This is a genomic window from Nocardioides sp. GXQ0305, assembly GCF_050880345.1.
In the GTDB taxonomy this organism is placed as follows: Bacteria; Actinomycetota; Actinomycetes; order Propionibacteriales; family Nocardioidaceae; genus Nocardioides.
Map to the genome: position 1 here is coordinate 615,626 of NZ_JBNYXG010000002.1, position 18,568 is coordinate 634,193.

At 70.6% G+C, this 18,568-nt stretch carries 19 protein-coding genes; 10 read left to right on the forward strand and 9 right to left on the reverse strand.

Annotation, left to right across the window (positions count from 1 at the left end; genetic code table 11):
• On the reverse strand, nt 1-520 hold a 520-nt coding region (locus ACQ1X7_RS07925; protein ID WP_432477626.1), incomplete at its 3' end, for an NAD-dependent epimerase/dehydratase family protein.
• Between the two features lie 399 nt (nt 521-919).
• Between ACQ1X7_RS07925 and ACQ1X7_RS07930 the strand changes: the two genes are divergently transcribed.
• Nucleotides 920-1,819: a hypothetical protein gene (locus tag ACQ1X7_RS07930; RefSeq protein ID WP_432477627.1), complete on the forward strand. Its 900-nt coding sequence runs from the start codon at nt 920-922 to the stop codon at nt 1,817-1,819.
• Between the two features lie 76 nt (nt 1,820-1,895).
• Here the strand turns inward: ACQ1X7_RS07930 and rfbA are convergent, their stop codons facing one another.
• The gene (gene rfbA, locus ACQ1X7_RS07935; protein WP_432477628.1) at nt 1,896-2,765 is read right to left on the reverse strand and encodes a glucose-1-phosphate thymidylyltransferase RfbA; all 870 of its coding nucleotides are present in this window, start codon (nt 2,763-2,765) and stop codon (nt 1,896-1,898) included.
• Nucleotides 2,766-3,176: 411 nt separating this feature from the next.
• Between rfbA and rfbB the strand changes: the two genes are divergently transcribed.
• Complete coding sequence (rfbB, locus tag ACQ1X7_RS07940; protein WP_432477629.1) at nt 3,177-4,175, forward strand: dTDP-glucose 4,6-dehydratase; 999 nt, start codon at nt 3,177-3,179, stop codon at nt 4,173-4,175.
• Nucleotides 4,176-4,191: 16 nt separating this feature from the next.
• On the opposite strand, the gene ACQ1X7_RS07945 is transcribed toward rfbB, so the two are convergent.
• The 4 genes from ACQ1X7_RS07945 to ACQ1X7_RS07960 all read right to left on the reverse strand — a co-directional run bounded on the left by ACQ1X7_RS07945 (nt 4,192) and on the right by ACQ1X7_RS07960 (nt 6,747).
• Nucleotides 4,192-4,482 carry a DUF2516 family protein gene (locus tag ACQ1X7_RS07945; RefSeq protein WP_432477630.1) on the reverse strand — a complete coding sequence of 97 codons (291 nt, stop codon included), beginning with the start codon at nt 4,480-4,482 and terminating at the stop codon, nt 4,192-4,194.
• A gap of 92 nt (nt 4,483-4,574) precedes the next feature.
• A complete protein-coding gene (locus ACQ1X7_RS07950; protein WP_432477631.1) occupies nt 4,575-5,192 on the reverse strand; it encodes a hypothetical protein in 618 nt (205 codons plus the stop codon).
• An 8-nt stretch (nt 5,193-5,200) separates the two neighbouring features.
• Nucleotides 5,201-5,581: a helix-turn-helix domain-containing protein gene (locus ACQ1X7_RS07955; RefSeq protein WP_432477632.1), complete on the reverse strand. Its 381-nt coding sequence runs from the start codon at nt 5,579-5,581 to the stop codon at nt 5,201-5,203.
• A 170-nt stretch (nt 5,582-5,751) separates the two neighbouring features.
• The gene (locus tag ACQ1X7_RS07960) at nt 5,752-6,747 is read right to left on the reverse strand and encodes an asparaginase (RefSeq protein ID WP_432477633.1); all 996 of its coding nucleotides are present in this window, start codon (nt 6,745-6,747) and stop codon (nt 5,752-5,754) included.
• A 51-nt stretch (nt 6,748-6,798) separates the two neighbouring features.
• Between ACQ1X7_RS07960 and cysC the strand changes: the two genes are divergently transcribed.
• From cysC to ACQ1X7_RS07990, 6 genes are all read left to right on the forward strand, one after another.
• Nucleotides 6,799-8,010, forward strand: coding sequence for an adenylyl-sulfate kinase (gene cysC / locus ACQ1X7_RS07965; RefSeq protein ID WP_432477634.1), 1,212 nt, complete (start codon nt 6,799-6,801; stop codon nt 8,008-8,010).
• Nucleotides 8,007-8,555, forward strand: a complete 549-nt coding sequence (locus ACQ1X7_RS07970; RefSeq protein ID WP_432477635.1) for a hypothetical protein — start codon at nt 8,007-8,009, stop codon at nt 8,553-8,555. Before cysC ends, ACQ1X7_RS07970 begins: the two co-directional genes overlap by 4 nt.
• Nucleotides 8,552-9,565 carry a sulfite exporter TauE/SafE family protein gene (locus ACQ1X7_RS07975; protein ID WP_432477636.1) on the forward strand — a complete coding sequence of 338 codons (1,014 nt, stop codon included), beginning with the start codon at nt 8,552-8,554 and terminating at the stop codon, nt 9,563-9,565. Before ACQ1X7_RS07970 ends, ACQ1X7_RS07975 begins: the two co-directional genes overlap by 4 nt.
• Before the next feature lie 521 nt (nt 9,566-10,086).
• Complete coding sequence (gene cysD, locus ACQ1X7_RS07980) at nt 10,087-11,007, forward strand: sulfate adenylyltransferase subunit CysD (protein ID WP_432477637.1); 921 nt, start codon at nt 10,087-10,089, stop codon at nt 11,005-11,007.
• Nucleotides 11,007-12,320 (forward strand): sulfate adenylyltransferase subunit CysN, encoded by a 1,314-nt coding sequence (cysN, locus tag ACQ1X7_RS07985; RefSeq protein ID WP_432477638.1) that lies wholly within the window; start codon nt 11,007-11,009, stop codon nt 12,318-12,320. The genes cysD and cysN overlap by 1 nt, the downstream gene beginning before the upstream one ends.
• A gap of 133 nt (nt 12,321-12,453) precedes the next feature.
• Nucleotides 12,454-13,143, forward strand: coding sequence for an NADPH-dependent F420 reductase (locus ACQ1X7_RS07990; protein ID WP_432477639.1), 690 nt, complete (start codon nt 12,454-12,456; stop codon nt 13,141-13,143).
• Here ACQ1X7_RS07990 and ACQ1X7_RS07995 read toward each other — a convergent pair.
• The 3 genes from ACQ1X7_RS07995 to ACQ1X7_RS08005 all read right to left on the reverse strand — a co-directional run bounded on the left by ACQ1X7_RS07995 (nt 13,128) and on the right by ACQ1X7_RS08005 (nt 14,318).
• Nucleotides 13,128-13,424, reverse strand: coding sequence for a hypothetical protein (locus tag ACQ1X7_RS07995; protein WP_432477640.1), 297 nt, complete (start codon nt 13,422-13,424; stop codon nt 13,128-13,130). The two genes, ACQ1X7_RS07990 and ACQ1X7_RS07995, sit on opposite strands and share 16 nt — an antisense overlap.
• A gap of 155 nt (nt 13,425-13,579) precedes the next feature.
• Complete coding sequence (locus ACQ1X7_RS08000) at nt 13,580-13,939, reverse strand: phosphomannose isomerase type II C-terminal cupin domain (RefSeq protein WP_432477641.1); 360 nt, start codon at nt 13,937-13,939, stop codon at nt 13,580-13,582.
• A gap of 100 nt (nt 13,940-14,039) precedes the next feature.
• Nucleotides 14,040-14,318, reverse strand: a complete 279-nt coding sequence (locus ACQ1X7_RS08005; RefSeq protein ID WP_432477642.1) for a PqqD family protein — start codon at nt 14,316-14,318, stop codon at nt 14,040-14,042.
• 100 nt (nt 14,319-14,418) lie between these two features.
• On the opposite strand from ACQ1X7_RS08005, the gene ACQ1X7_RS08010 reads away from it, so the two are divergent.
• A complete protein-coding gene (locus ACQ1X7_RS08010) occupies nt 14,419-17,550 on the forward strand; it encodes a glycosyltransferase family 4 protein (RefSeq protein ID WP_432477643.1) in 3,132 nt (1,043 codons plus the stop codon).
• Nucleotides 17,547-18,560, forward strand: coding sequence for a hypothetical protein (locus tag ACQ1X7_RS08015; protein ID WP_432477644.1), 1,014 nt, complete (start codon nt 17,547-17,549; stop codon nt 18,558-18,560). Before ACQ1X7_RS08010 ends, ACQ1X7_RS08015 begins: the two co-directional genes overlap by 4 nt.
• Nucleotides 18,561-18,568 lie beyond the last annotated feature (8 nt).

Genomic DNA, 18,568 nt, shown 5'->3' on the forward strand with positions numbered 1-18,568 from the left:
GGATGCCGACCCGCCAGTCCGTCTCGGCTGCGGCGAGGTCGACCAGGATCCGCTCCAGCATCACCTTGGTGCGGCCGTAGGGGTTGGTGGCGTCGAGCGGCTCGAAGTCCTCGACGTACGGGACCGGGGCGCGGTCGCCGTAGACCGTCGCGGACGACGAGAACACGATCGTGCGGCATCCCGTCGCGCGCATCGCCCGGAGCAGGGTGAGCGTGCCCTCGATGTTGTTGCCGTAGTAGTCCATCGGGATCTCGACGCTCTCGCCGACGGCCTTGAGGCCCGCGAAGTGGATCACCGCATCGAAGCCGTGGGCCATCACCTTCTCGACGCCCTCGCGGTCGCGGAGGTCGATCTCGTGGAAGGGCACGGTGCCGTCGCCGAGACGCTCGACGCGGGTCAGCGACTCCGCGGAGGCGTTGCACAGGTTGTCGATGACGTGCACCTCGTCGCCGCGCTGCAGGAGGGCCAGGGTCGCGTGGGAACCGATGTAGCCGGCGCCGCCGGTGACGAGGACCTTCATGGCGCGCAGCGTATCGGCGGCCGTCGTCCGGCACGTCGTCCGGTGCTGGCCGGCGTGCGTCGCGCACATTTCAACAGCCGACCCACAAGGCGGTAACAGTGCGGCGGTTCGTCTGACGACCGGTGCTCGGTGCGATCAGGTAGAGCCTCCGGGGTCGGTCATGGGGACGGTCGGCCCACGACCGTTGCGTGGGGAAATGACGATCTCGATCTCGGCACCTGCCGTCGTGGCGCGGACGCCCGACCGCCACCTGCTGCGTGCCGCCACGCCACCGCCACCACGGACGGCGCTCCCGCCCGTCCAGGTCCCCGCCTGAGCGGTCCACACCCCGGTTCGAGTCCGGGGCAGGCACGAGTCTCGGTCCGTGGGGGATCGAGGCCACCCCCAACAGGAGGAAGAATGAAGAAGACCTACCTCGGGACGGCGATCGCGGTCGCCCTGCTGGCCCCGATTGCTCCGGCAGCTGCGGCCGACACGGTGACCGTCCGGGAGGGAGACCTGATCGAGGTCCTCTCGGGCACGCGCGCCAACGGGTCCGTCGAGTTCCTCGAGGACGGCCTGCGGGTCGTCACCACCGACACCTCGTCGGACGCCAAGGCGGCGGAGTACTGGGCGCCGACCAGCACGGAGCTGCCCGACGCGGTGTCGCTGGACTGGACCGGCACCGAGCCGCAGCCGGGCAGCCAGATCGTGTTCGACCTGGACGCCGACCGCGCGAACGACAACACCTACAACATCCTGGTCGGCGAGCCGGTGTACGGCGACGACTACTGGTACACCGGTGGCCAGGCGCGCGCCGCCCAGCGCGGCTTCACCTGCCCGCAGACCGGCGGCGGGTTCGGCTCGGACTGCCACGGCACGCTCGAGGAGTGGCAGGCCACCCTGCCCGACGCCGAGGTCTACGCCTACGGCTTCTCCCTCGGCTCCGGCATCAAGGGACAGGGCCTGATCCGCAGCCTCACCGCGGACGACACCACCTACACCTTCACCGGCAAGGCCGAGGCCCTGTCGGTCAGCCCGACCACCTACAGCGCCAAGAACAAGGTCAACCGCAAGGCCATCCTGCGGTTCGGGACCGAGGCCCGCGGCGACAACGAGGTGCTGGCTGGCAAGGTCCGGTGGCTCGTCAAGGTGGACGGCAAGCGCGCGTTCGCGGCGCGACACGGCTTCGACGCCAACTCCCGCTTCGTGGAGAAGTTCGCCAAGCACACCGGCAAGCACGTCGTGGAGCTCCTGGTCGCGCAGAACGGCGAGGAGCAGGAGCGCGCCGAGACCGTCGTGGTGCGCACCGGACGCTGAAGCACGGCAGCCTGAGCGGCACACACCCCGGTTCGAGTCCGGGGCAGGCGCACGATGCGGGACCTGACGGGTCGGGCTACCGCGGATGCTCGAGCAGGTCGAGCAGGTAGTCGCCGTACCCGCTCTTGGTCAGCTCGCCCGCGGTCTCGCGGAGCTGGTCGTCGTCGATGAACCCCATCCGCCAGGCCACCTCCTCCGGGCAGGCGATCTTCATCCCCTGACGGGACTCGACGGTCCGGACGAAGTCGCTCGCGTCGTTGAGGTCGTCGAAGGTCCCGGTGTCGAGCCAGGCCGCGCCGCGCGGCAGCACCTCGACCAACAGCCGTCCCTCGGCGAGGTAGAGCCGGTTGAGGTCGGTGATCTCGAGCTCGCCGCGCGCCGACGGCGCGAGGGTCCGGGCGCGCTCGACCACGTCGGTTCCGTAGAAGTACAGACCCGGGACGGCGTACTGGGAGCGGGGCTGCTCGGGCTTCTCCTCCAGGGAGATCGCCCGCATGTCGTCGTCGAACTCGACGACGCCGTACGCCGACGGGTCCGACACCCGATAGCCGAAGACCGCCGCGCCGTCGATGTGGTGGAAGCGGCGCAGGTGCTTGCCGAGGCCGGCGCCGTAGAAGATGTTGTCCCCCAGCACCAGGGCGACCCGCTCGCCCGCGATGTGGTCGGCGCCGATGAGGAACGCCTGCGCCAGGCCGTCGGGGCTGGGCTGGACGGCGTAGATGATCGAGAGCCCCAGGGCGGAGCCGTCGCCCAGCAGCCTCTGGAACTGCTCGGACTCGTGGGGCGTGGTGATCACGAGGATGTCGCGGATGCCGGCCAGCATCAGGGTCGAGAGCGGGTAGTAGACCATCGGCTTGTCGTAGACCGGGACCAGCTGCTTGCTGACCGCCCGGGTGATCGGGTGCAGCCGGGTTCCGGTGCCGCCCGCCAGGATGATGCCGCGCATGCGCCGACCCTAGCCGGGCTCGCCGGAGGCGTGCCCGGCGTGGGGAGGCGGGTTGAGCAAGCCCGCGACCGAGCTCGCGAGGTCGCGTCGGCGCGTCGAAACCAGACCCTGGCCGGGCTCGCCGGAGGCGTGCCCGGCGTGGGGAGGCGGGTCGAGCAAGCCCGCGACCGAGCTCGCGAGGTCGCGTCGGCGCGTCGAAACCAGACCCTGGCCGGGCTCGCCGGAGGCGTGCCCGGCGTGGGGAGGCGGGTCGAGCAAGCCCGCGACCGAGCTCGCGAGGTCGCGTCGGCGCGTCGAAACCAGACCCTGGCCGGGCTCGCCGGAGGCGTGCCCGGCGTGGGGAGGCGGGTCGAGCAAGCCCGCGACCGAGCTCGCGACGGCCCGTCGAAACCGGACCCTAGACTGCCGGGCGTGCGACGCATCCTCGTGACCGGCGGCGCCGGCTTCATCGGCGCCAACTTCGTCCACCACCTCCTCGACCACACCGACGCGGTGGTGACGGTGCTCGACAAGCTGACCTACGCCGCCAGCGAGGAGGCCCTGGCCGAGCTGCCGGACCAGCGGTGCGCGCTGGTGGTCGGTGACGTCGTCGACGCCGACCTGGTCGACCGGCTCGTCGGCGAGGCGGACGCGGTCGTCCACTTCGCCGCCGAGTCGCACAACGACAACTCCCTGACCGACCCCTCCCCCTTCGTCCAGACCAACCTGGTCGGCACCTTCACCCTGCTCGAGGCGGTCCGGCGGGCCGGCGTCCGGTTCCACCACGTGTCGACCGACGAGGTGTACGGGGACCTCGAGCTCGACGACCCGAAGCGGTTCACCGAGGACACGCCGTACCGACCGAGCAGCCCGTACTCCGCGTCCAAGGCGGGCTCGGACCACCTGGTGCGGGCGTGGGTGCGCAGCTTCGGGGTGCAGGCGACGATCTCCAACTGCTCGAACAACTACGGCCCGTGGCAGCACGTCGAGAAGTTCATCCCCCGCCAGGTCACCAACCTGCTGATGGGCGGTCGGGTCAAGCTCTACGGCACCGGCGCCAACGTCCGCGACTGGATCCACGTCGACGACCACAGCGCCGCCGTGCTGGCGATCCTGGAGCGCGGCCGGGTCGGCGAGACCTACCTGATCGGCGCCGACGGCGAGCGCAGCAACCTCGAGGTGGTGCGGACGATCCTCCGGCTGATGGGCCACGACGAGGATGACTTCGACCACGTCACCGACCGCGCCGGCCACGACCTGCGCTACGCCATCGAGTCGGGCAAGCTGCGCGCGGAGCTGGGCTGGGAGCCCCGGTTCCGCGACTTCGACGACGGGCTCTCGCGGACCATCGAGTGGTACCGCGACCACGAGGCGTGGTGGCGGCCCCACAAGGAGGCCACCGAGGCGGCGTACGCCGCCCAGGGGCAGTAGCCCTCGGCGGGAGGCGTCAGCGGCGCTGGCGGAGTCCGCTGAGCGCGGGGCGCACGTCGGCGAGGTAGACGAACACCGCGATGGTGAACGCGAGGTTGATCAGGCTGCGGACGTCGGGCATCAGGATCTGGGCGGCGACGCCGATGCCGAGGATGGCGACCCAGGCCGGCTTGGTCAGCTTGTCGGCCGCGCGGTAGTGGTCGGGGCTGAACATCAGCGCGGTCACCAGCGCGAAGATCTTCAGCGCCAGCAGGGCCAGGCTGACCACGAGGAGCAGCCCGCCCTCGATCTGGAACACGTTCGGCACCCCGCCAGCGTACCGCGGCGCGTGACCGCCCCTGGTCCGAGAAGCACGGACCCCCGGGAGCTCCTGCTCCCGGGGGTCCGTCCGTCGTCAGGTCAGTCGCCGACCTTCTCGGCGGCGTCGCCGGCGGCCTTCGCCGCGTCCGACGTGGTCTGCTTGGCCGCGGTGGCGGTCGCCTTGGCGCTGCTCTTGGCGGGCGCGCTCTTCTTGGTGGCCGTCTTCTTCGCGGTGGTGCCCGTCGACTTCGTGGCCTTGGTGGCCTGCGTCTTGGTCGTCTTGGCCTTCGCGGCGGTGGTCTTCGCCGACGCACCGGTCGCCTGGGTCGACTCCTGGCGACGGATCCGGGTCACCAGGCCCTCGCCGCGGGAGGCGAGCTCGTCGTAGTTGTCGTCGACCAGGGCCTGCACGCGGGCCGGGAACGCCAGCGCGTCGGCCTGCAGCTCGCTGAACCGCTTCTCGATGGCGGTACGACGCGCCTTGGCGTCCTTGGCCAGCGCGTCGACGCGGGTGACGGCCTGGTCGCGCAGCGCCTTCGGCTCGAGGTCGAGGCCGGTGACGGTCTTCTGGGCATCGGCGAAGCGCTTCTGGCCGCGCTTCTGCGCCTCGGCGACGAGGGTGCGAACCCGCTCGACGGCGAGGTCGGTGGCGCCGACGCCGGCGTACAGCGGCTTGGTGGCGCCCTTGAGGTCGGTCTTGAGGTTGAACGTGGCCATCAGCCAGGTCACTCCTTCTCGGTTGGGGTGTTCAGCGCCAGGAAGGACGCGTAGACGTCGAGCAGCGACTGCTTCTGGCGCTCGTTGAGGTGGGGGTCGTTCAGGATCGCCAGCTCCACGGATCGCACAGGCGCACCCGGGACGGTTTCCGGGCTGACGATGCCCGCACGGACGTAGAGCTGCTCGGCGCTGATCCGCAGCGCCTTGGCGATCTGCTGGAGCACCTCCGCGGAGGGCTTGCGCAGACCGCGCTCGATCTGGCTCAGGTAGGGATTGGACACGCCTGCCTGCTCGGCCAGCTGCCGCAGCGAGAGCCGCGACGCCAGCCGCTGCTCCCGGAGGTAGTCCCCGAGAGACCCGACGGTCTTCCCGACCTTTCCCTTGGCCATGCCTCCATCGTGCTAGCCACTGCTAGCAAAATGCAAACACAGCTAGCGTGAGTCTGTTCACACTCCGGCGCGCACACAGGTTCGTGCGCGAGTCTGGAGGTTGGTGACCGGTCCTTCGGTCACGAACCTCCGGTTTCCCCGGCCGGCCGGGGAAACCGGCAGCGCGCACGTCAGAAGCACGCGCGCAGCTCACCGACCGGCTGGCCGCCACCGAGCAGCGCCACGTGGCCGGTACGGCGTACCGCCTCGGCGTCCACACCGCTCTCGTCGAGGACGCCCGTGCGCTCCAGCGCGGCGGCCATCAGCACCGGACGCACCCGGGCCGCCCCGTCGTCGCACTTGAGCGCGACGGCACGCCCGTCGGGGAGCGCGACGGCGTAGCAGGACTCGGCGCCGGCCTTGCCGATCGCCCCGGGGATCGCGGTGAGCAGCTCCCGCTCGTCGCGTCCACTCCCCGAGACGTACGCCGGGTGCTGCCGGATCGCGTCGGCGACCCGGACCGCGAGCGGGTCGGGGCGGTCGTCGCCGTCGAGCCCGAGCGCCAGCCGCCGGAACGCCCGGGCCAGCCCGGTGAGCGACGCCGACAGCAGCGGCGCCCCGCAGCCGTCGACGGCGACCGTGGTGACCGGCTCGCCCGTCATGTCCGCGAAGGTGTCGGCGATGGCGACCTGCAGCGGATGGTCGGGCTGGCGATAGGTGGCGACGTCCCAGCCGTTGGCGACACAGGTGGCGAGCATCGCGGCGTGCTTGCCGGAGCAGTTCATCAGCACCGGCTCCCGGGACCCTCCGTCCCGGATCACCGCGTCGCGCGCGGTCTCGTCGAGCGGGTAGTCGGGCGGGGTCTGCAGCGCCGACTCGTCGAGACCGGCACCGGCGAGGACCTCCCGCACGCCGGCGACGTGGAAGTCCTCCCCGGAGTGGGACGCGCACGCCAGCGCGAGCAGCTGGGGAGGCAGGTCGAGCCCGGCGCGGAGCATGCCCAGGGCCTGGACCGGCTTGTTGCACGACCGCGGCAGGACCGGCACGTCCACCGCGCCCACCGACCAGTCGACGCCCCCCGCGGAGTCGACCACCACGATCGACCCGTAGTGGTGACCCTCCACGAAGCCCGAGCGGACGATCTCGGCGACGGTCACGGGCACGGCGAGGGTGGCGGGGACGGACACGGAAGCACCCTAACGAGCGTCCTCGGAGCCGCCCGGTGGCAGGATGCACCCGTGCCCGACCAGCCTGTCCCGCAGTTCTGTCCCACCGCTCGCGAGCTCGATGACCTCGAGCTCCTCACCACCGGCGCACTCCTCCCGATCACCCGGTTCAGCGAGCCCGGGAGCCCGGTCACGCTGACGCTGCCGGACGGGACGTCCGACGCCACCCTGGTGGAGCTGGTCGACCCCGAGGGCCTCCCGCTCGCCCGCGTCGACACCGCCACCGGCGAGGTCACCGCCCTCACCCACCACCAGCACGGACCGTTCCGGCGGCTCTACGTCGCCCCGGCCGAGGTCCGGCAGCGCCACGCGGGCGCCACCTTCGTCCCGGTCACCGACGCCCTGACCGAGGGCCAGCTCGCCGAGCTGGAGACCGTCGACGGGCCGGTGGCGCTGCTCGCCCTGGTCGGGACCGGCACTCCGGCGCTCTCCCCCGTCGCCACGCTGCGCGCGACGCTGCTCGCGGCCACCCGCCTCGGCGCGGACGTGGTGGCCGTCCCTCTCGCCTCCCACGGCGACCCCGAGACCGACCACCAGCTCGGCGTCCAGGTCGTCGCGACGTACGCCGGCGACGACCCGGTGCACGCGCTCACCGAGCCGGGCGACGACGACCCCTGGCCCGACGACGTGGCCGCCGTGGTCGCGGCGGACCAGCCGGCGCCGGAGGACCAGGGCCTGGTGCTGTTCTTCACCGGGCTCTCCGGCAGCGGCAAGTCCACGCTGGCCCGGGCACTGATGGACCTGGTGCTCGAGCGGGGCGAGCGCACCGTCACCACCCTCGACGGCGACGTCGTCCGCCGCCACCTGTCCGCCGGCCTGACGTTCTCCCGCGAGGACCGCGAGACCAACATCCGCCGGATCGGCTGGGTCGCCGCCGAGATCTCCCGCCACGGCGGCCTCGCCGTCTGCAGCCCGATCGCGCCCTTCGCCGAGACCCGGGCCCAGGTCCGGGAGATGGTGGAGGCCGCGGGAGGCGCCTTCTTCCTGGTCCACGTCGCCACGCCGCTGGAGGAGTGCGAGCGCCGCGACCGGAAGGGCCTGTACGCCCGCGCCCGGCGGGGCGAGATCCCCGACTTCACCGGCATCTCCTCCCCCTACGAGGAGCCGGACGACGCCGCGGTCCGGGTGGACACCACCGGCCGCACCATCGAGGACGCCCTCGACGACGTCCTCGTCGCCCTGCGCGAGTCCGGCCACCTCGACCTGACCGACGCACGACCATGAACGGTCCGCTGCGGGTGCTGTTCGTCTGCACGGCCAACATCTGCCGCTCCCCCTTCATGGAGATGCTGGCCGAGCACCTCGGCGACGACGGGCTCCAGACCTCCAGCGCGGGCACCCACGGTCTCGACGGCCGCCCGATGAACGCCGAGATGACCGGGCCGCTCCTCGCCCGCGGCGTACCCGCGGACCGGGTGGAGCGGTTCCGGAGCAGGCCCCTCGTCGCAGACCTGGTCAGCGACGCCGACGTGGTGCTGACGGCCGAGACGGCGCACCGCCGGCTCGTCCTCGAGCAGCAGCCGGCGGCGGCTCACAAGGTCTTCACGCTCGGCCAGTTCGCGACCGCCGTGCACGACGCCGACGGCGCCACGGGATCCGACCTGGTCCGCGCCGTCGGGGCCCGACGGCCGCCCGCCGATGCTGCGCTCGACGTCCCGGACCCCTACCGTCGGGGCAAGGAAGCAGCCGCGACGTGCGCGCGGCAGGTCGAATCTCTGCTGCGGGTCACTGTTCCTGCGCTCACCGGATCGGGGAGGATCAGCCCATGATCGAAGTCGTCACCGGCACCTTCGTGGCGATCCTCGTTGCCGGCTTCGTCGTCGGCATCGTGGTGGGCCTGACCGGCATGGGCGGCGGCGCGCTGATGACGCCGGCCCTGATCTTCCTCGGCGTCGGCGACGCCGCCACCGTCGTGACCGCCGACCTGACGGCCGCCGCCGTCTACAAGACCGGCGGGGCAGTGGTCCACCACCGGGAAGGTACGCCGAACCTGTCGCTCGCCAAGTGGCTGATCATCGGCTCGGTCCCGACGGCGCTGCTCGGTCCGTACCTGGTGAGCTGGGTCACCTCGGACGCCGAGGAGCTCGACCGGGTCCTCAAGCTCTGCATCGGCTTCGCGCTGCTGTTCGCGGCCCTGACGTATGCGCTGCGGCTCTGGATCAACCTGCGCCGGACCCGGTCCGGTCGGTACTCCGGGGCCAGCAGCGACCCCAAGGTCCGGCCGATCCCCACCCTGCTGGTGGGCGCGCTCGGCGGACTCCTCGTCGGCATCACCAGCGTCGGCTCGGGCTCGGTCATCATGATCGCGCTGCTGATGCTCTACCCCGGCCTGTCGGCGGCCAGGCTCGTCGGCACCGACCTGGTGCAGGCCGTGCCGCTGGTGCTCGCCGCCGCCATCTCCAACATCGCGCTGCACGGCCTCGACTGGGGGGTGCTGATCCCGCTGCTCATCGGCTCGGTGCCGGGCACCATCCTCGGCGCCCGGCTGGCCCCTCGCGTCCCGCAGTCGATCATCCGGCGCGGCATCGTCGTGGTGCTGACGATGTCCGGCGTCGCCCTGCTCGACAAGGCCGGGTGGGCACCGCTCGGAGCCGGCGAGGACGAGACGTCGCCCGTCCTGATCGCCGTGGTCGGCCTGGTGATGGTGGTGCTGGTGCCGCTGGTGTGGGGCGTCATCCGGCGTACCCAGGGACTCCCCATGTTCGGCCATCCGACCGTCGCCGAGCTCGAGGACCCGGACTACCGCCCCGGCATCGTCGGCATGAAACGGCAGAACTGACCCCGCTCCACCGGTGGTCGAGGAGGTCGCGCAGCGACCGTCTCGTCGCCCCCGGCGTACACAACGCACCCACCGGTGGTTGGGGAGGTCGCGCAGCGACCGTCTCGTCGCCCCCGGCGTACGCAACGCACCCACCGGTGGTTGGGAGGTCGCGCAGCGACCGTCTCGTCGCCCCCGGCGTACGCAACGCACCCACCGGTGGTTGAGGAGGTCGCGCAGCGACCGTCTCGAAACCACCACAGGCCGGACATCTGCTCCCGGTGGTTTCGAGACGGGCCTTGACGGCCCTCCTCAACCACCGACCCTGCGTCCGCCCGCTTGCACCACCCCGACGGCCCTCCTCGACCACCACCCGGCCCTCCTCGACCACCGCCCCTCCGGTCCCCCCGCCCGGCCCGCCTGTCTGACTAAAACCATCGACCAGATAGACTTTTGTCCCACCAGCCCTCCCGGATTTGAGCCCAGCCGGGTCGTCGCGGCTAGCATGTTCGGGCTGTCCCGAGGAGAGGTCCCACGATCCAATGAGTGCACCCCCGACCCATGCCGACTACCAGCTGAGCCAGCTGGAGCAGCTTGAGGCCGAGTCGATCCACATCTTCCGTGAGGTCGCCGCCGAGTTCGAGAAGCCCGTCCTGATGTTCTCGGGCGGCAAGGACTCCATCTGCATGCTCCGGCTGGCCGAGAAGGCGTTCTTCCCCGCGAAGGTGCCCTTCCCGCTGCTCCAGGTCGACACCGGCTACGACTTCCCCGAGGTGCTCGAGTGCCGCGACCGGTGGGTCGAGCGGCTCGGTACCCGGATGATCGTCGCGAGCGTGGAGGAGGCCATCAAGAACGGCATCGTCCACGAGGACGGCAAGACCACCCGCAACCGGCTCCAGATCGGCACCCTGCTCAACGCCATCGAGGAGAACAAGTTCACCGCCGCCTTCGGTGGCGGTCGGCGCGACGAGGAGAAGGCCCGCGCCAAGGAGCGCGTCTACTCCCACCGCGACGAGTTCGGCCAGTGGGACCCGAAGATGCAGCGTCCCGAGCTGTGGAGCCTCTACAACGGCCGGCTCCACGAGGGCGAGCACATGCGGATCTTCCCGCTGTCCAACTGGACCGAGCTCGACATCTGGCACTACATCGGCCGCGAGGAGATCGACATCCCGTCGATCTACTACGCCCACCAGCGCCGGGTCTTCAACCGAGGCGGCATGTGGATGTCGGAGTCGGAGTACAACCCGTGCAAGGAGGGCGAGGAGGTCGTCGAGAAGACCGTGCGCTTCCGCACCGTCGGCGACCTGACGCTCACCGGCGCTGTGGAGTCCGACGCCGACACCATCCCCAAGATCATCGACGAGATCGCGATCGCCCGCGTCACCGAGCGCGGCGCCACCCGCGGGGACGACAAGTTCTCCGAGGCCGCGATGGAGGACCGGAAGAAGGAGGGCTACTTCTGATGGCCACCGACACCACCCAGACCACGGCGAGCGCGACCGAGACCGCCGTCGTCAGCGACGACATGGACCTGCTGCGGTTCGCCACGGCCGGCTCGGTCGACGACGGCAAGTCGACCCTGATCGGCCGGCTGCTGCTGGACTCCAAGGCGATCTTCGAGGACCAGCTCGAGGCGGTCGAGTCGTCCTCGCAGGCCAAGGGCTACGACTACACCGACCTGGCGCTGCTGACCGACGGCCTACGCTCCGAGCGCGAGCAGGGCATCACCATCGACGTGGCCTACCGCTACTTCGCGACGCCCAACCGCAAGTTCATCATCGCCGACACCCCGGGCCACATCCAGTACACCCGCAACATGGTCACCGGCGCCTCGACCGCCGACCTCGGCCTGGTGCTGGTCGACGCCCGGCAGGGCCTCACCGAGCAGAGCCGACGGCACGCCGTCCTGCTCTCGCTGCTGCGGGTGCCCCACCTGGTGCTGGCGATCAACAAGATGGACCTGGTCGACTACTCACAGGAGACCTACGAGCGGATTCACCAGGAGTTCAAGCAGTTCGCGACCAAGCTCAACATCCCCGACCTCGAGGTCATCCCGATCTCGGCGCTCAAGGGCGACAACGTGGTCGAGCGCAGCGAGCAGATGTCCTGGTACTCCGGGCCGACGCTGCTCCACCACCTCGAGCACGTCCACGTCGCCTCCGACCGCGACCTGGTCGACACCCGGTTCCCGGTGCAGTTCGTGGTGCGGCCCAAGTCCGACGAGTACCACGACTACCGCGGGTACGCCGGGCAGGTCGCCGGGGGCGTCCTCAAGCCCGGAGACGAGGTCGTCGTGCTCCCGAGCGGCATGACCTCCACGATCGAGGGCATCGACCTGTTCGACCAGGAGCTCGACGAGGCCTTCCCGCCGATGAGCGTGACCGTCCGGCTCGCCGACGACGTCGACGTCTCCCGCGGCGACATGATCGCCCGGGTCAAGAACGCCCCGACGCCGGCTCAGGACATCGACGCGATGGTGTGCTGGATGACCAACAAGCCGCTTCAACCGCGGCAGAAGCTGGCCATCAAGCACACCACGCGGATGGGCCGGACGATGGTCAAGGACATCCAGTACCGCCTCGACGTCAACACCCTGCACCGCGACCAGGACACCAAGGAGCTCGGCCTCAACGAGATCGGCCGCGTCCAGCTGCGCACCACCGTGCCGCTGCTGTGCGACCCGTACTCGAAGAACCGGTCCACCGGCTCCTTCATCCTGATCGACGAGCAGACGGGCGTCACCGTCGGCGCAGGGATGATCAACTCCGGCAGCTGAGGACTCATCTCCTCCAGGAGCCCCGTGCGTTGGCTCGCACGGGGCTTCTGCATTCCCGGTGGTCGAGGAGGTTGAGGCAAGACCGTCTCCCATTCACCCGGAATGCCGACTCACCCCCATTGGTTTCCCCCTCATGACCACGCTCGGACTCATCGGCAGCGGCAGGATCGGCAGCACGATCGCCCGGCTGGCGATCGACGCGGGGCACGACGTGGTTCTCAGCAACCGTCGCGGGCCCGAGACCCTTGCGGACCTGGTCGCGAACCTGGGGCCTCACGCGCGGGCCGCGACGCCCGCGGAGGCGGCGAAGGCGGGCGACATCGTCGTGGTGACCCTGCCGCTCCACGCCTACCGCGACGTCCCCATCGAGCCGCTGGAGGAGAAGGTGGTCGTCGACACCGACAACTACTACCCCGAACGCGACGGGCACATCCAGGAGCTCGACGACGAGACGACCACCACCAGCGAGTTGCTCCAGACACACCTGCCCCGGTCGTCGGTCGTGAAGGCCTTCAACAACATCTACTTCGAGCACCTGGCCACCCAGGCCCGCCCGTCCGGCGACCCCGCGCGCCAGACGCTCCCGATCGCGGGTGACGACGCGGCGGCCAAGCGGACGGTCACCGACCTGCTCGACTCCCTGGGCTACGACGCCTACGACGTCGGGCCGCTGTCGGAGGGCTGGCGCTTCCAGCGGGACACCCCCGCCTACGTGCTGCCGTACGGCGTCCGGCGCAGCCCCCTGCCCAGCCCGGACGGCCCGGTCACCGTCGAGGTGCTCCGTACCCTGCTCGACGAGGCGCTGCGCTACGGCGACAGGTGAGGCGGGCTGTCGGGCGAGAACCCGGCACTCGCGATCAGGCGGGTCCGCCGCCCCTCGGCGTCCGCGGACAGCAGGTCCAGGTCGATCGCGCGACCTTCCGAGATCCGTTCAGCGACGTCCTCGCGCTGCTCCGTCGTGAGCGTGACCGCTGCTTCGGCGAGGCCACGGTCGAGCTCCTCGCGCACCGTGCCCTCGGTCGCGGTCTCCTGCCACGCGGTGACACGTTCGACCACGCGCTCCAGCGCCTCGCGCCGTGCGACGTGCTGGTCCATCTCGGCCATGGGTTCCTCCCGGGGTCGGCGTGGTCGTCCGGTGACCACGTGCCCAGCCGGAGACGCTCTCATGCGTTCGGTCGCGGCACGGCAGGGTCGTGATCGACGACGTCACGCCGCAGCCCCGGTGGCTCAGAGCGAGCAGGAGCCGGGACCCGGACCCGTCAGGACTCGACCTCGTGCCGCCCGTAGTCGTCCTCGTGGCGGACGATGTCGTCCTCGCCGGTGTAGGCCCCGCGCTGCACCTCGACGATGATGAGCTCCTCGAGCCCCTCGTTCGCCAGGCGGTGCTTGGCACCCTGCGGCACGTCCACCGAGTGCCCAGGACCGGCCGTGATGACCTCACCGTCGATCGTGCACGTCGCGATGCCGTAGACCACGACCCAGTGCTCCGAGCGGTGGTCGTGGGTCTGCAGGGACAGGCGACAGCCCGGACGCACGTGGATCCGCTTGATCTTGTAGCCGTGGTTGACGTCGATGACGTGCCACGAGCCCCACGGACGCTCCTCAGAGTCCAACGGCACGGAACTCACTCCCCCCGGGTAAGTCGAGATGACGGCCAAGCGTATGCCACCGCCGCGGACAGCGGAGCCGAATGGTACGACGAGGCGAAGCCCACCCGGGTCACTCGGTCGTCGCCAGCCCGGCGTCCGCCAGCTGCGCGAGGAAGGCAGGTACGTCCTGGCGTACCTGCTCGGCCTCCGCGTCGGCGTAGGTGTCCAGCAGCGCCGACACCACCGACTCCTCGCTGCGCGGCTCCTCGAGCAGCCGCCAGATCACCGCGGCCACCCCCTCCAGCACCTGCGGCCGCGGGTCCGAGGACGACAGGTCGAGCACCACCACCTGGTCGCCCGAGTCGACGGACGTGGCGTCGGGCGACCGACGCCACCGCGTCTCACTCATGGGCGCCATCCTCGCACCCGGGCAGGGGGCCGGTGGCCAGGACGGGTGCACTAGTGCGAAGGTTCTCTCGGCAGATTCTCGGGCGCCGCGAAGGGACACCATGCAGCGGGACGACTTCCAGGTCAGGGCGTACCCGTCGCTCGACTCGGTCGGCGTGAGCTCCGCCGGCGGCCCCCTCCGCGTCGCGATCGCGACCGAGGAGATCATCGGCCCGGTCCGCAACGGCGGGATCGCGTCGACCTACTACCACCTGGCCAAGGGACTGGCCAACCAGGGCCACGACGTCGAGGTTCTCTTCCTCAAGGGGCCGGTGGTGCAGGACGAGACACCCGAGCACTGGGTCGACCACTACGCCTCGTTCGGTGTCCGGCTGCACTACCTGGACATGCCGACCGTACCCATCTGGGGCGCCGCGGCGACATGGCAGCGCCGGTACGCCGCGGCGTACGAGTGGCTCCGCGACAGCGAGCCCTTCGACGTCGTGCACACCTCGGAGTGGCGCGGCGGGCTGGTCTACGCCCTGATGGCCAAGCGTCTCGGGCTGGCCTTCCGCGACACCCTGTTCCTCGTGAAGACCTCGTCTCCCTACATCTGGAACCGGCACTACCAGATGCAACCGATCACCCACCCCGACCTGGTGGCAGCCGCGCACGCGGAGCAGAAGTGCGTCGAGCTCGCCGACGTCGTGATCGGCGGATCCGCCCACCTGATCTCGTTCATGGACCAGATCGGTTACCGGCTTCCCGACACCAACGTGTACGTGCAGCCCAACATCGTGGACTTCTCGAACGTGACGGTGGAGGACCGTCGTCCCGGTGCCCGTCGCGAGCCCGGGGACCTCGTGAGCACCCGAGACCTCGTCTTCTTCGGTCGCCTGGAGGCACGCAAGGGGATCCAGCTCTTCTGCAACGCCGTCGACGTGCTGCACGAGCGCGGCGAGATCCCCAGCTCGATCACGTTCCTCGGAAAGTGGGGGGCCGGCCTCGCCACGCACGGGGGCATGTCACCACAGGACTACGTCGCCGAGAAGGCCCACACCTGGGCCTGCCCGGTCGAGGTGGTGACGGACCGCAACCAGGCCGAGGCCCTGTCGTTCCTGTGCCAGCGCGACGTCATCGCCGTGATGCCCTCCCTCATCGAGAACTCCACGATGGCGGTCTACGAAGCCCTCGAGCAGCGCATCCCGTTCATCGCCACGTCCGTCGGCGGCACCTCGGAGCTCATCGACGAGGCCGACCACGAGGCCTGCCTCGTGGAGCCCACGGCTCATGCGCTGTCCGACCGGATCGGCAGGGTGCTGCGAGAGGGCCAGCGGGTGGCTCGGCCCAGCTTCTCCAACGACGACAACCTGCGGGTCTGGTACGGCTTCCACGCCCACGTCGGCGACCTGATCCGCGAGCGCGGAGTCGCCAGCATCTCCGACCGGATCGACGCTCCGGGGTCCCTCGTCGAGACGATGAGCTTCGTCGCCCTCGTCCGCAGCGGTGAGGTCACCGACGACCTGGTCAAGGCACTCCACGAGGAGCCACCCGACGAGGTGGTGCTCGGCTACAACGACTCCGGCGTGCGCAGCGCCCTCGAGCTGGTCCGGGACGCCCTGGCCGAGAGCCCCGCCCGGATCACGCTCGTCAACTGCATCGGCCGCGGAGCCGGCGAAGCCCTGAGCATGCTGGCCGAGGTCCAGGCGTGCGACGCGATGACCCTGGCCAACGGGGTCGCCGCGCTCCCGAAGGTCGGCTTCTTCGACGCGGCGCGCCGCGGACTGACCACCCGCCCGGCGGCGCTCTTCACGACGTTCTTCGCCACCACCGACGACACCCAGGGAATGCCGCTCGGCGGCGACGTCGCCTCGCAGGCGCTCACCTCGCGTGCCTACGGCCCGGAGATGATCTCGCTGCGCCGCGAGGCGTACGCCGAGATCGGCGACCTCGAGCCCTACGACACTCGTCACGGGATCCTGCACGAGTACGTCACCCGCGCTGCGTCGGCCGGCCACGACCTGCTGGTGTACCCCGAACAGCTGACTTCGTGGAAGACGGCGCTGGCCGACACCCGGGCGTACCAGGACGACCCCACCTACGCCTACCTCAAGGCCAAGTCGCTCATCGACGACTCGCAGCTCGGACAGCGCAAGGTGCTGCTCGCGGCGCTGCAGCGGGCCGGGGCGTCCGGGGTCGACGAGCGATTCCTCCGCGGGGCCACCGACGACCCGTCGGAGACGCACTGGCTGATGCCGGCCACGTGGAACGCCGAGGACGTCGCGGCTGCTCGCAACCGACGCCTCGTGGTCGGCCTCGACGCCGACCGCAACGAGCTGTGGCTCTACGCCCAGGGGCCGGGCGACCGCCGGTTCCTGGTGCGCGGCGAGGCGCAGGCGGTGCAGCCCATCTCCAGTCGTGGCGAGGAGGACACCGACGAGCACGTCACGCTCTCGACGTTCCGCGTCCCCGAGACCTGGGAGTCCGGCACCTCCTACCCGATCGTGTGGGGCCTCTACGACGGCGAGGAGAAGATCCGCAGCCTGTTCCTGCGGATCAACAAGATCTCGCCCGCCACGCTGGTGTGTGCCGCCCGCAACCCGGTGCTGTCCGCACGGGCGCTGCAGGAGCTGGCCGACCGCCGCCCCGTCCCCTGGCCCAAGGCGTCGGACCGCGTGGACCCCCCGCAGGCCGAGCGTGAGGTGACCGAGGACTACGTGATGCAGGCGGTCGCCGCGGCGCGGCAGTTCGTGCGGCAGGAGAGAGCGACCGACCCCGAGCAGGTGCTCCGCACGAGCCGGGCCCTCCTGTTCAACCCTCCTGTGGCGGACCTGCACCCGATCTCCCCCGGCTCCGGGCTCAAGGCCCCTCACTGGGCCAATGGCTGGGCCATCGGTGACTGGCTCGAAGGCTGGGCCTGGGACCGCGAGCACCGAGAGCGCACGCTTCACGTGGTGGTGGCTCGCAACGACGAGCCGTTGCTCATGGTCGCCGCCGACGGAAAGGACGCCGGGCTCAGCCACGACGTCCCCGGCCGGGGCGAGCACGCGTGGCGGATACCGGTCCTGCCGGAACTTCTCGAGGGCGACGTGGTGCAGCTCCAGATCTGGGAAGGGCGCACGCCCGTCCATCGTGGCGCCCTCTACGTGGATCACGAAGGAGAGCCGTTGCTCCGCCGGGTGCGGAGCCACGGGGACGACGAGCCGGACCTCGCCGGCGCACCGAGGAAGACACGAGGCTGGTGGCGCAGATGAGCGACTTCGAACCCATGGGACGGGGCATCGTCGGGGGTCCCTTCCTCCAGGCCCTCGAGCTCCCGGTGACGGCTCGCCGGCTCCGTGAGGGGGTCAGCGCACCGGGCATGCTCTCGTACTCCGAACGTGCCCTGCTCCACGAGGTCGTCCGCACGACGTGGCGCGGGGAGGGGGTCGTGATCGACGGCGGCAGCTTCTTCGGCTCGTCCCTGGCTGCCTCGGCCGAGGGCATGCTCGCGGGCGAGGCACTCGACGACGTCGAGGCGAGCACGTTCCCGGACGGCAAGCCGATCCACGGCTTCGAGCTCGGTCACCTGCCCGCGCCGGCCAACCCGGCGGTCGACCGACGGCGCGTGTTCGGTGACGTCGAGTACTACCTGGGGGACAGCTTCGTCCCGATCCTCGAGAAGACCGTCGCGCCCTACCGCGACCTGGTTTCTCTCCACGTCGGTGACCTCCTGGAGCAGTCGTGGGACGGGTCGCCGATCGAGGTCGCGTTCATCGACGTGTGCAAGACGATCCGGCTCAACGCGCACGTCTCACGGGAGTTCTACCCGTGCCTGGTCGCCGGCGCCTCGACCCTGATCCACCAGGACTTCTTCTTCGACCGGCTGCCGTGGATCCGGGTGACGATGGGTTACCTGAGGGACTTCTTCCGGTGGGAGGGGCAGGTGTTCAGCAGCTCCGTCTATCGGAGCGTCGCCGCCGTTCCTCACGATGTCGCCGCGATCGACCCCTTCCTCGAGGGCACCTTCGAGGAGTGCCTCGAGCTGCACGACGCCTGCGACTACCCCGAGCTGGACCGCCGCTACCACTTCCTCCTGTCCCTGTCCCGCGCGTACCTCGCGGCGCTCAAGGAGCGCAAGGACGACGCGCTGGACCTGCTGCGCTCCACGGAGTCGACGTACGCGGACCTGCTCGCCGACACCGACAACCCCCGCGGCAACCGCTTCCGCTTCGACCGCGCAGTCCGGCAGATCTCCAACGGCAACATCTTCAAGGTCTCCTGAGGCGAGAG